The following is a 12996-nucleotide window of genomic DNA, read 5'->3' on the forward strand; positions in this document are numbered from 1 at the left end:
TATGGCAGAGGAATTTACACATTTGACAGACAGTGGAGTGCATATGGTTGAAGTCGGGGCAAAACCTGATCAAAAAAGAAGGGCAATAGCCAGCGGAAGCATATTCCTTGACAAGAATACAATCAGTCTGATTCAGAATGAGGAAATCAAAAAGGGAAATGTTCTGACAACCGCTCAAATCGCAGGGATTCAGGCTGTAAAAAGCACATCTTCAATAATACCCCTTTGCCACCCATTGGCATTGACAGGCATAGAACTTGATTTTGAGGTAAAGGAAGATGAAATCATAGCAACATGTGCAGTTAATACTTTAGGCAAAACCGGTGTTGAAATGGAAGCAATCACTGGTGTCAGCGTTGCACTTTTAACCGTATGGGATATGGTAAAGGCCGTTGAGAAGGATGAGGACGGACAATATCCTGATACCAGAATAAGCGATATTAAGGTTATAAAGAAGGAAAAAATTTAAACTTTATATATGATGAAAAAAATAAGTATATTCATTATTTTTATCAATTAACTTAATGGAGAATTATTATGGCAAAAAAAGATAACAAGATTACAATGCCTCAAACCGGTGCAGGTTTGGTAAGATACTTTGATGAAGAAAGTTTAGGTCCAAAACTTTCACCTGAACACGTTATTGTTGCTACTATTATTTTAGCAATACTTTGTTTTGTTTTAAGATATTCTGCTTAAGAATATTCTTAAACAAATTCACTACTTTTTTTATAGATTTTTATGTTAACCAAAAGAATTATTCCTTGTCTTGATTGTGACCTGCAGGTTCCAGAAGGCCGTGTCGTTAAGGGCGTTGAATTTAAGCAAATCAAATATGCGGGAAACCCTGTAGATTTGGCTACACGTTACTATGAAGAGGGAGCAGATGAAGTTGTAGTTTTAGATATCACTGCTTCACATGAAAGAAGGGCCACAATGGCCGATGTTATTGACAGATTGACTGAAAACGTGTTCATGCCCATCTGTGTAGGCGGAGGAATCAGAAAGGTCGACGACTACATCAACATGCTTAAGGCAGGTGCGGACAAATGTTCAACCAACACTGCGGCCATTAAAAATCCGCAATTGCTCACCGAAGCCTCTAAAGTCGTTGGATCACAGGCTGTTGTAATAGGAATAGATGCCAAAAGGAGATATGTTGACCATCCGGATGATGCTCCGGACAAAACTGTTATTGAAACTGATAAGGGATTCTGTTGGTTTGATACAAGCATTTACGGCGGACGCGAGTTCACAGGCATTGATGCAATTCAGTGGGCAGTCGAATGTCAGGAACGTGGTGCCGGTGAAGTGCTGTTGACCAGTATGGACGGTGACGGAACCCAGAACGGATATGATATCGAGCTTAACAAGACAATCAATGATGCGGTCGACATTCCGGTCATTGCAAGCGGTGGTGTCGGCGAGCCTAAGCATATTTTGGAAGTATTTGAAAAAACTGATGTTTCAGCAGCACTGGCAGCAAGCATATTCCATTTCAACCAATACTCAATAGGCACAGTTAAGGAATACTTAAAAGAAAATAATGTAGCTGTTAGATTATGATTATCAAAGCTCCAATCGATTTAGAACTGACTCAATTTTCAGGCCAGACTTCCCAGCCCCCTTGGAAGCAGGTTGACGAATCCTTTAGGCAGGCTGTTTTGGTCGATGGCAAGCCTGTCATTTTTGATGTTAGGCAGTCCGGTGAGTTTTTGGATTTTAATTTCGATGGGGAGATTTCCCAGAGTGATGCCGTTTCCAAATTGAGCTACATTTATGATCTGGATTTTGATTTGAACAAATTCTATAAGTATCTGCACAACCATGCGGAACTTGCTGAAATGAGCGAATTCTGCAATGGCTTAAGACTTTTTTTAGCGCCAGACCCCTTTGAATGTGTCATATCATCAATCTGCTCTGCAAACAATTCCATCAAAAGATGGACAAAATCGATTTCTGACATGAAGGAAAAATGGGGAAATGAACATGACGGATACTATACTTTTCCTAAAAGTTCCGTGTTAGGAAATGTATTTTTGGATGATGAAGATGAATTTAATTCATCAGACATTGAAGATATTTGTAGTTGCAAAAATAATTTAAAGGAATGTGGAGTAGGATATAGGGCACCCTACATGAGAAAGGCGAGCGAACTCTTTACACATGAGATGGACCTGTCTGAAATTTTTAATATGAGTTATGACGAAGCCTTTGAAACAATCCTTGAGGTTCCAGGTGTCGGTCCGAAGGTAGCCGATTGCATATTGCTTTACGGATTCAACTTTAGGGAAGCATTTCCGTCTGATGTCTGGATTAAAAGGATAGTGTCCTATCTGTATTTTGACGGCAAGGACATAAGCGTTTCCAAGGTCAGAGAATTCGGAATGGAAGAATTTGGTGATAATGCAGGATATGTTCAACTGTATATGTTTCATTATGCCCGCAGGTCCGGACTGATGGCAAAACTAAAAAAATAAGAAAAGACTGAAGATTAGAGTGTATTGAAACCTAATCTCCATATGACACTAATTAATTTCTGATATACTTAATGATTAAATATGCTCCTAGGATTGCACTGAACAGGAATCCCACAAATCCGATTGCAGAAACGTCCCAAATTTTTGGACCCTTATCTGCTAGAATTGCAATGGAAGAACCTATGAGCAATGCAGATACTATTAATGAGATGGATAACTGGTTTTTCAAATCATCCAAACCGGTATGGTTCATATTTAATTCCAATTCACCTTTTTCGACTTTATCAAGAGTTCTGTTGAGTCTGTCAGGCAAATCTTTTAACAAGTGTTCGATTTCCACAATATAGTTAAATCCGCCACCTGCAAGATTTCCAGGTTCGAATTTTGATTTAATCATGTCTTTAGCGAATTTTTCAAGTTCGATGGTGAGATTGAAGTGTGGGTCTAATTTGTTTCCAGCTTCTTCAATGAGCAGTATTCCTCTTCCAATCATTACGAATTCGCTTGGAAGGATGATATTGTGTTTGATCATTACATTCATCAAGTTGTCGAATATTCCATCCATCTGATCTAATTCAACGCCGATGTAGGAGTTCAATAAATCATCCACATCCTCTTTAAACTCATCAGTGTTCTGTTCTGGAGTTATGATGTTCATATAGAGCAGTTGATTGATTAAATGATGTGAATTCCCACCCAATAAAAGCAATATCAATTGAGCGAAGTTTGACCTGAAAGTATCGTTTACCACTCCCATCATTCCGAAGTCAATGTAACAGAGCTTTGCATCGCGTGTTACAAACAGGTTTCCAGGGTGTGGGTCTGCATGGAAAAATCCGTCTATCAGAACTTGTTTTAAATATGATTGGGTTCCATACTGGGCGATTAAATTATTGTCGATGCCTTCAATTTCATTTTCTATCAAATCGGTTACTTCGTATCCGTCAATAAGCTCCATGTTTATGAGTTTGGAAGTACAGAGCTCAGGATAGACTTCAGGTATCTTAATGTAGTCGATCTCCTCAAAGTTTTTGGTAATCTTTCCTATATTTCTGACCTCTTCCATATAGTCCAATTCCTTGAAGATGGACCTTTCAAATTCCTTAGCCATTGCAGGTAAATTGTATGTCCTTGATTTTGTGACGTGATTGTCAACTGTTCCGGCCAGTCTGTTTAATATTTTTACATCCGGCACAATTATGTCATAGATGTTTGGCTTTTGAACCTTAACTGCAACTTCCATGCCAGTATCCTTTAATGTTGCCTTATAAACCTGACCGATTGATGCAGAACCAAGAGGCTCTTCATTGAATTCGGAGTACACTTCCTCCAGCGGTTGACCGAGTTCCTTTTCAATTACTTCCCTCATTTCGTCAAATGGGGTTACGGGAGTGTTGTCCCTGAGCATCTTCAAGTCATCAGCTATTTCATTACCGACCATATCGGGCCTTGTGGCCAGCAGTTGACCTAATTTGATGAATGCAGGACCCAATTCCTCCAATGCATATCTCAAATCTGAAACCTCAAAATTTTCATCAGGTTCGTTTTTAAGTAAGTTAGCCAAATGGTGCCTTTTTGCAACACCCATAATTTCATCAAAACGTTTCCTTGCAGCTTTTTTTTCTTCCTTAGACATATTATTGCTCCCAATTTTAAAAATATAAAAATGTTTTGAGTTTAAAAACTAAAACTTAACCGGTATTTCATAAAGTTAGTCTTTTTTTAAAATATGAAATAAACAATACATATTTATAAATTTAACATATAAATATATGTCGATTTTTAGATTATATTTATTATATTTGCTAAAATATTAAACAAATTGTCTAAAAACATAATTGTTTAATTTTTTTATAATTATTTTTTTACGAACATTTGATTTATATGAATATATCTATTTAATTTTTAATAATTTTTTTATTATTTTAAAAAATAGATTGTTTTGATTCTGTGGATAAGATAAGATTTGTTCAATTTATGCTAATATTGTTGAAAAATTTTGAAAAAAAATGTGAAATAGAGGTGATGGTCTCTTTTTTCAATGTTATTTTTGCAATGCTTTTTTGTTGGTTTTGCTTAGTTTTCGGATTCACCATAACTTCTCGGTTTTCTCCTCAAACCAGCCTTTCTTGGTTCCAACATAATACAGTCCCAATACTGAGATTAGGCTAACAAGGATGGTTGAAGTAAAATCGTAAGGGGTAATTACAGATGAGCTTACCTCAAATCCTAAAGCTACAGCATATGCACTCATTAAATTATTCACGCTGTGGAGTGCGGAAGAAACTTCCAAACCATTGCTGCGCCAAGCTAAAAATCCTAAAAGAATTCCTTGCACGAATACTCCAATTATTCCTAAAATGCTATAGGGATGCAGTGATGTAAATACTATGGATTGGAGAATAATCGCCAGAACCGGTATTTTAAACCATGATCCGAAGGTTTGCATAATTAAACCGCGCATTATGTATTCTTCACCAATACATTGTAAAGGTATTATGATTAGGCATATGACAAAAAAGGTCAATGTCAGTGTATTTGGACCTCTTTGCCCATATATCAGGGCATTTATAACTTCATAGATTATGTATACCGCCAATGGAATGGAAAGCGATTTGAAAAATAGTTTCCAATTCCAGCCTCCACGTGATGAAGAATAGGAAGAAAATGGCCTGTCCCGAACAATTTTGCTTGCAATATATAGTGAAGGAATAAAAATTACCACAGACAGATAGCCGATGTAGCTTCCAACTTCAGAATTCAATGATTCATATCCTTGTGTCACTAATGCGTGAATATTATCGAAACCGTAAGCCTGGCCAAAAATCACCAATATCAAAACTTGCAATAGAATGTATACAATTGTTCCGATTATGAATACGAGGATAGGCTTATACCATCTATATTTTTCAAAAGTTCTTGGAAATGTGATATATTCCGGAAATTTGTTTTCGCTCATAATTGTAGTTTGTCTTAAAAAATATTTAAAGTTCCTCCTGAATATATAATAGTGATGGAGAAGAAAAATTTACTCTTATTGATTTGTACGGTATTGTCATTTTTCACTGTTTTTGCGGTCAATGCAGTGACCATTGTAATTCCAACCATTGCAGCCGAATTTCACATGAGCAATATCGTTCAAAATTGGGTAACAATTATTTTTTTATTGGTTGTGGCAGTTCTATCGGTTCCGGCCGGCCAAATTTCAGGTAAATATGGCCTTAAGAGAGTCACAAACATAAGCATTATTCTGTTCATCATAATTTCCATTGCCAATGTGCTTGTAGCTTCACAGGAACAGTTCCTTGCCTGCAGGTTTATTTTGGGAATATCCCTGGCTTTCATCAATGTCACCTCGATGGCAATGATAGTGTCTGCGTTTCCCCCTGAGGAACGCGGAAAGGCATTGGGGATTAACATCACCGGAGTCTATGTGGGACTTTCTTTGTCTCCGGTATTGGGAGGAATCCTGAACTATAATCTGGGCTGGAGATCTGTCGTGCTTTTTGGCGTGCCCTTCCTGTTTGTGATTTTAGCGTTGCTCTTGACAAGAATCGATGAGGAATGGATTTCATTTGAGGGCATTCCATTGGACATCAAGGGATCATTGACCTATGGAATCGGAATGGTTCTCTTCATGTACGGCTTTACCATACTGAACACACAATTGGGAATGGCCTTGACCGTATTGGGAGTCATAATCCTGGCGATATTTGGATTAATCGAGCTTAGACAATCACATCCAGTATTCGACATAAGGTTCTTTAAGAATCACAAGTTCCTTTCAGCCAATTTTGCGTCACTGTGTGCATACCTTGCCACATATGCCGTTACAACAATTCTTAATTATCATCTGCAGTACATCAAGGGATTCGATTCACAGACTGCAGGAATGATACTGCTTGTGGCCCCGCTGTGTCAGGTGGTCCTGGCTCCGATTGCAGGAAGGCTGTCCGACAGGCTCGTGCCTCAAATACTGGCGGCAATCGGAATGGGGCTTGGAACTCTTTCGCTGTTTCTGTTCTCGTCTCTGGATGCTGCAACTCCAATGGAATTCTTGATGGTATCTATGGTAATTTATGGTGTAGGATTCGGACTCTTTTCACCGCCGAATACGAATGTCATAATGGGTTCCGTTCCGCCGAAGGATACATCAGTGGCATCAGCCGCCGTTGCAACAATGCGTACTGTCGGCCAGGCAATGAGTATGGGAATATTGACACTTGTGTTTGCGTTTATAATGGGTGATGTTCCGATAATCCAGCAGTATTATCCACTGCTGATTCAAAGCTGTCAGATAACCTGCATCATCTGTGTGGTGTTGTGCATTGCATCCGTATTCGCTTCATTTGTTGGAATCAGGGCGAAAACTTCAGAATAATTCGATGCTTGGCATTGAATGAGTACTTATGGGATGTGCAGCATATAATAACATAGTTATGGAAAGGAAATATCAATTCTTAAGGGATAAGTATTACGAGCTGCTCCTGCCTACATTGTTTATGGTGATGTCAGAAAAGATAGCGGTTGTTATAGATGTAGTCGTAATTGCACTGCTTATCGGAGGTTCACAACTATCCTCATTAAACTTAATGTCTCCTCTCCTTTATTTCACTGGCATATTCTATGTTCTTTTCGGTCAGGGAGGCAGTCTGCTGGCATTAAGGGCAAAATCGGATTTGGATGATGAAAAATCCAATTTTTATTTTACCGTTTCAATTATTGGAATCATCTTGATTTCATTGATTTATATTGCGGTGATATTCGTTTTTGCAGATAATATACTGCACTTGTTGCATGCCCCATCCGAAATATTTTACCAGGCGAAGAGTTATCTCTTTGCAATAATGTTTTTCTATCCTTTGAACTGTTTCATTATAGTTATTTCATATTTCCTTCGATCAGACGGATTTCCTAAATTGCCGTTCTATTCAGTCCTGATAGCTAATGTAACAAATATAATATTGGACTTTATATTTTTGAAAGGTTTCAATATGGGCATGGAAGGTGCCGCCCTGTCAACAGTTGTCGGATATGCTGTTGGTGTGGCTTATATATCAAGATACCTTTTCAGTAAAAGGCGTTCCTTTAAGTTTGTTTCACCCGCCAAGCTGAAAATAAGGAGGGTATTCAATTCCCTAAAAAACATAATGCTCAACACTCCTGAAGTTGTCGGAAAGATATTTTTTTCAATTCAGATGGCGGTCTTTACATATCTCTGCTCAACCTATTACGGTGCGGCCGGGCTTTTGGCGTTTCTTGTATATGACAACTCTGAAACTTTCGTCTACATCGTCCTTTCAGGAATCATGAAGGCATTGACTCCAATTGTGGCCGTGTTTTATAAGGAAATGGATTTTAAGGCTGTGAAATATATAATCAAAAAATCAATTAAGCACATCCTAATTGTCAGTGTCCCCATTTCTGCCCTTTTCTTTGTGTATCCGGAAATATTGATTAAACTATTTAACATTACAAATCCCCAATACATCCAAATCGTTACCTTAGCAATACGCATAACCTCATTTGGATTAGTTGGACGCTGCATGTCCTATCTCCTGGCCAATTATACCCAGGCCATCGAGCATAACAGGATTTCATTTACAATCACATTTTGTGAAGAGTTCCTGATTTCCATTGTTTCAGCATTAATCTTGACTCATTTCATTGGAGGGGTAGGAATATGGATTGCGATTCTATTGTCTGAAACAGTACCTCTTTTAATCTATCTAATTATGGCCAAACGCCTCCAGATGTCTCATGAAATCAAAAATCTGTTCTTGCTTAAGGATTCAAAACTGGTGAATTTCACATATGTCAAAGGGAATAATGAGTATTCTGATGAGCTTTTGGAAAAAATCGAAACAATATTCAAGGACTATGCTCCGCTCTTTTTCTCATCGGTGGAGGGCATATGCGAAAACATTTTCGAGCATGAGCCTTCAGTCGATCAGATTGATGTTACTGTAAGATTGGTGGACGGAAATGCAGTGGTCCTTTTCATCGATGACGGCGAGTTATACAATCCGTTCAATAATAAGAAGTTCTATGAATCTCAAACAATTAGAAAACTCAAGGAAAACAATTGTGAATTCGACTATACGAATGTTTTGGGATTCAACAAGTCATATGTTCGGTTCAATTACTAGTTTTAAAAAAAGAAGTTGAAAGATAAGGAATTATCTTTCTTCAATGGTGACTTTGTTCATCACGTCACCTTGTTGGATGGCATCAACAACGTCTTGGCCTTTGATTACTTGGCCGAATACGGTGTGAACGCCGTCTAAGTGTGGTTGTGGGCAGTGTGTAATGAAGAATTGGCTTCCTCCAGTGTCTTTACCTGCGTGTGCCATGGATAATGCACCGGTTCCGTGTTTGTGTGGGTTTCCTTCGGTTTCACATTTGATTGTGTAACCAGGTCCTCCGGTACCGTTACCGATAGGGCATCCTCCTTGGATTACAAAGTTTGGGATTACCCTGTGGAAGGTCAATCCGTCATAAAATCCTTCATTAATCAGTTTTTCAAAGTTAGCTACAGTACCTGGAGCTTCATTTGGAAATAGTTCGAGTTCAATATTTCCTTTATCAGTTTCGATAGTTGCGACTTTCATTTTATCACCTAATTTTTATATAATATTAATAATATAGTATTATTGATTAAAATATTTTATGGAGACTTTATATGAATACTCAAGAATTAATTAAGATTGAAGATGATTATTTCATAAACACTTTCACCAGACAGCCAATCGTACTTGACCACGGGGAAGGTGTTAAAGTATGGGATATCGACGGTAATGAATATGTGGACATGTTTGCAGGAATTGCAGTCAACTGTTTAGGTCACAATCATCCTAAACTTGTAAAGGCAATCCAGGACCAGGCAGAAAAGCTCATTCACATTTCAAGCATATACTACAACGAGCCTGCTTTAATCTATGCCAAAAGATTGGTCGACAAAACAGGTTTCGACAGAATATTTTACGCAAACAGCGGTGCTGAGGCAAATGAGGGAGCTATTAAGTTAGCTGTCAAATACACAGGAAAAAGTGAAGTTATCTCAACTGTAGAGTCATTCCACGGAAGGACCATAATGACACTTGCGGCAACAGGTCACGAACATTATCATGAACCATTCAAATGCATCTTGCCAAAAGGCTTCATCAATGTACCATACAATGATTTGGAAGCAATCAAGGAAGCAGTTACAGAAAACACTGCAGCAATCATTGTCGAACCTATCCAAGGTGAAGGTGGAGTCAACGTTCCTGATATTGAATACCTCAAGGGAATCGAAAAGATCTGTAAGGAAAACGACATAGTATTCATTGTCGATGAGGTACAAACAGGATTTGGAAGATGCGGAACACTTTTCGCTCATGAACTCTTTGACGTAAAACCTGACATCATGACAATGGCTAAAGGAATCGGTGGAGGAGTCCCAATGGGCGGAATCCTTGCAACCGAAAAGGTAGCTGCAGCATTCGTTCCAGGTGACCACGGAACAACATTCGGTGGCGGTCCATTGGTTGCAGCGGCAGCTAATGCGGTTCTTGATGCATTTGAAGAGGAAAATATCCTCGATAATGTCAATGAAGTCGGTGAATACTTCATATCCGAGCTTAAAAAATTGGATAAGGAAATAATCGCTGATGTGCGTGGTAAAGGTTTAATGGTAGGTATTGAATTGACCAAGCCTGGTGCAGAATATGTCGACAAATTAAGAGAAGCAGGATTTTTAATCAACTGCACTGCCGACAAGGTCTTAAGGTTTGTTCCACCATTGATAATTACAAAATCCGAAATTGACCAGTTTGTAAAAGCTTTAGATGAAATACTCTAAAGCTCATAATTTCTTTTTTCTAAAACTTTTTTAAAGGAACTTGACAGTTCCAGACTCTCTATTTTTTCAATTGAAGCCCACATGTATTCGGTGTGCTCTTCGCTTATTTCAACGCTGCCTTCAACATCATCCAGATACATCATCAGCTGCACTGTCCTTTTGTGGGAATAGTCGTTTTGCACAGCCTCACAGAAGTCCCCCACATTCACATCCAAGTTTGTCTCTTCTTTAATCTCTCGAACAAGTGCATCAGCGAAATGCTCTCCCTTTTCAACCTTTCCGCCGGGAAGCTCCCACATTTCAGGATCGGTCTTGCTTTTCGGATGCCTTTTGACAATCAGGATTTCACCTGAATCATTCCTGATGATGCCTCTAACAGTTAGTCCATATGATCTCATAATATTATTTTTACTTTTCTATTAAATAATTTAAACGGAAAATCGATTTCCTTCAATAATATTAAATAGTTTAGAGAATATATGTAAATACATAATGTAACTTTTTTAAGGAGTTTAGATTATGGACTTAAATATTAAAGTAAATGACAAAAACCACTTGGACATTGGTGGAGCCGATGCACTCGATGTTGCAGAAGAATTCGGAACTCCAACCTATGTGATTGATGAAAATAGGATAAGGGAAAACTACAATAAATTTTACTCAACTTTCTCAAAATATTATCCTGATTTTAAAGTATTTTACGCATGTAAAGCCAATACCAACCTTGCTGTAATGAAAATATTGGAAAGTGAAGGTTGCTGTATTGATGCTGTTTCCCCTGGTGAAGTCCACATCTCAAAAATGCTTGGATTTTCAGGTGACAGAATCCTCTTTACAGGTAACAACATAACCAATGATGAATTGAAATTCGTTCATTATGAAGGAGCAGTCCTCAATATAGATTCAGTCTCTGCACTTAACAGACTTGCCAAAATGGTTGATCCGGAAGGATTGAAAATATCATTCAGGGTAAACCCAATGGTTGGTGCAGGACACCACGACCACTGTATCACCGGTGGAGTGATGAGTAAATTCGGTATAATGGACAATGAGGCTGTTGAAGTATATGAAATGGCAAAAGAACTAGGTTTCGACCCAATCGGTATGCATTCCCATATCGGTTCAGGAATTCTTGACCCTGAACCATTCAAACTTGCCATCGAATCCACAATGGACATTGCAGGAAAAGTCCACCAGGAAGCTGGAATCGACTTTGAATTCGTTGACTTCGGAGGGGGCGTAGGCGTTCCATACACTCCAGAAGAAAAACTCCTTGACCTTGACAAATTCGCAGAAGTCAATGTCGGACTCTTCAAGGAAAAACTGGAGCAATATGATATGGGCAATCCTACAATGTATCTTGAACCTGGAAGATACCTTGTTGCTGATGCATGTGTCCTTTTGGTCACCGTCAACAGCGTAAAACAAAGCTACAGGAAATTCATAGGAGTCGACGCAGGTTTCCACACACTGCTCAGGCCTGCAATGTATGATTCATACCACCACATTGTCGATGCAAGCAAAATGGATGCTCCAATGACTCAGGAAGTGGATGTTGCAGGTAACGTATGCGAATCTGGAGACCTCTTTGCACGTGACAGGCCAATGCCTGATGTGGAAGAAGGTGATGTTTTAGGAATCCTCAATGCAGGCGCATACGGATTCACAATGTCATCCAACTACAACTCAAGACCATTGGCTTCAGAAGTTCTTGTAACTGATGGAAAATGCAATCTTGTTCGTGAAAGAGAAACCTTTGAAGACTTATACGACAAACAAAGAGTTCCACCACATTTAAAATAAGTTGATAGCATGGTAGATTTAAAAGGATTAAAATTTTCAAAAATGCACGGAATAGGCAATGACTTTCCAATAATCAACGAATTTGACGGCGAAGTCATTCCTGAAGCTGACAAACCTGAAGCATGCAGGATACTATGCCACAGAAACTTCGGTGTCGGAGGTGACGGTGTGCTTTTCGTCGAACCTTCCGAAGTTGCCGATATCGGATACAGAATGTTCAATCCTGACGGAAGCGAAGCCGAAATGTGCGGAAACGGTATCAGATGCTTTGGCGATTTCGTCTACAGAAAAGGCATCTTAAAACAGGAAAAAATGACCGTTGAGACAAGGGCAGGAATCAAGACCATCGAAATTACCCTTGATGGCGATGAACCTGTACTGTTCAAGGTTGATATGGGACTTTCAACATTCAAGACTCCCGAAATTCCTATGACCTCTGATGAGGAAGAGTTTTTAGATGGCGAATTGGATGTCCTTGACACCAAATTCAACCTTACTGCAATAAGTGTCGGAAACCCTCACGCAATAATCTTTGTAGATGATGTGGATGAAATTGACATCAACAAGTACGGTCCGGCCATTGAGGCACACGAGGTTTTCCCTGAAAAGATCAACGTGCACTTTGTAGAAGTCATCTCTAAAAATGAGGGTAAGATGATTACCTGGGAGAGAGGTGCTGGCGTTACACTTGCATGCGGTACCGGTGCAACCTCAACTGCAATTTCAGGTTTCAAACTGGGTTTGTTTGATGAAAACGTATTGCTCCACCTTCCTGGCGGAGACTTAAAATTCAATGTATACGAAAAGGATGATGCTTTGGGCGCTTTCATGGAAGGTCCTGCAGAACTCGTTTTCGATGGAGAATTCTAA

At 38.9% G+C, this 12996-nt stretch carries 13 protein-coding genes; 9 read left to right on the plus strand and 4 right to left on the minus strand.

Translation table 11 applies throughout. The features are described 5' to 3' along the window. The first annotated feature begins 1 nt into the window (after position 1). The 4 genes from moaC (at position 2) to ACJMML_RS09815 (ending at position 2480) form a co-directional block, all read left to right on the plus strand. Positions 2-469, plus strand: a complete 468-nt coding sequence (moaC, locus tag ACJMML_RS09800) for a cyclic pyranopterin monophosphate synthase MoaC (RefSeq protein WP_405307132.1) — start codon at positions 2-4, stop codon at positions 467-469. A gap of 68 nt (positions 470-537) precedes the next feature. Further along, positions 538-699: a preprotein translocase subunit Sec61beta gene (locus ACJMML_RS09805; RefSeq protein WP_296785395.1), complete on the plus strand. Its 162-nt coding sequence runs from the start codon at positions 538-540 to the stop codon at positions 697-699. A 42-nt stretch (positions 700-741) separates the two neighbouring features. Continuing rightward, a complete protein-coding gene (gene hisF, locus ACJMML_RS09810; RefSeq protein WP_405307133.1) occupies positions 742-1566 on the plus strand; it encodes an imidazole glycerol phosphate synthase subunit HisF in 825 nt (274 codons plus the stop codon). Then, the gene (locus ACJMML_RS09815) at positions 1563-2480 is read left to right on the plus strand and encodes a DNA glycosylase (RefSeq protein ID WP_405307134.1); all 918 of its coding nucleotides are present in this window, start codon (positions 1563-1565) and stop codon (positions 2478-2480) included. Before hisF ends, ACJMML_RS09815 begins: the two co-directional genes overlap by 4 nt. A gap of 52 nt (positions 2481-2532) precedes the next feature. On the opposite strand, the gene ACJMML_RS09820 is transcribed toward ACJMML_RS09815, so the two are convergent. Both ACJMML_RS09820 and ACJMML_RS09825 read right to left on the minus strand, forming a co-directional pair. Then, positions 2533-4116: an ABC1 kinase family protein gene (locus ACJMML_RS09820; protein ID WP_405307135.1), complete on the minus strand. Its 1584-nt coding sequence runs from the start codon at positions 4114-4116 to the stop codon at positions 2533-2535. Positions 4117-4569: 453 nt separating this feature from the next. Continuing rightward, entirely contained in the window at positions 4570-5439 is an 870-nt protein-coding gene (locus ACJMML_RS09825) for a CPBP family intramembrane glutamic endopeptidase (protein ID WP_405307136.1), read from the minus strand. Positions 5440-5493: 54 nt separating this feature from the next. Here ACJMML_RS09825 and ACJMML_RS09830 point away from each other — a divergent pair, with 54 nt between their 5' ends. Together ACJMML_RS09830 and ACJMML_RS09835 are read left to right on the plus strand one after the other, a co-directional pair. Then, positions 5494-6861, plus strand: coding sequence for an MFS transporter (locus ACJMML_RS09830; protein WP_405307137.1), 1368 nt, complete (start codon positions 5494-5496; stop codon positions 6859-6861). A 28-nt stretch (positions 6862-6889) separates the two neighbouring features. Next, a complete protein-coding gene (locus tag ACJMML_RS09835; RefSeq protein WP_405307138.1) occupies positions 6890-8629 on the plus strand; it encodes an MATE family efflux transporter in 1740 nt (579 codons plus the stop codon). Between the two features lie 30 nt (positions 8630-8659). Here ACJMML_RS09835 and ACJMML_RS09840 read toward each other — a convergent pair whose 3' ends face one another. Beyond that, on the minus strand, positions 8660-9091 hold the full coding sequence (locus ACJMML_RS09840) for a peptidylprolyl isomerase (RefSeq protein WP_405307139.1): 432 nt from the start codon (positions 9089-9091) through the stop codon (positions 8660-8662). 71 nt (positions 9092-9162) lie between these two features. Between ACJMML_RS09840 and ACJMML_RS09845 the strand changes: the two genes are divergently transcribed. Next, entirely contained in the window at positions 9163-10323 is a 1161-nt protein-coding gene (locus ACJMML_RS09845; protein WP_405307140.1) for an acetylornithine transaminase, read from the plus strand. Here ACJMML_RS09845 and ACJMML_RS09850 read toward each other — a convergent pair. After that, positions 10320-10721: an NUDIX domain-containing protein gene (locus ACJMML_RS09850; protein ID WP_405307141.1), complete on the minus strand. Its 402-nt coding sequence runs from the start codon at positions 10719-10721 to the stop codon at positions 10320-10322. The two genes, ACJMML_RS09845 and ACJMML_RS09850, sit on opposite strands and share 4 nt — an antisense overlap. 121 nt (positions 10722-10842) lie before the next feature. Between ACJMML_RS09850 and lysA the strand changes: the two genes are divergently transcribed. Both lysA and dapF read left to right on the plus strand, forming a co-directional pair. Beyond that, on the plus strand, positions 10843-12126 hold the full coding sequence (gene lysA / locus ACJMML_RS09855; RefSeq protein WP_405307142.1) for a diaminopimelate decarboxylase: 1284 nt from the start codon (positions 10843-10845) through the stop codon (positions 12124-12126). Between the two features lie 9 nt (positions 12127-12135). Continuing rightward, entirely contained in the window at positions 12136-12996 is an 861-nt protein-coding gene (gene dapF, locus ACJMML_RS09860) for a diaminopimelate epimerase (RefSeq protein WP_405307143.1), read from the plus strand.

This window comes from Methanobrevibacter sp., from assembly GCF_045130115.1.
In the GTDB taxonomy this organism is placed as follows: Archaea; Methanobacteriota; Methanobacteria; order Methanobacteriales; family Methanobacteriaceae; genus Methanocatella.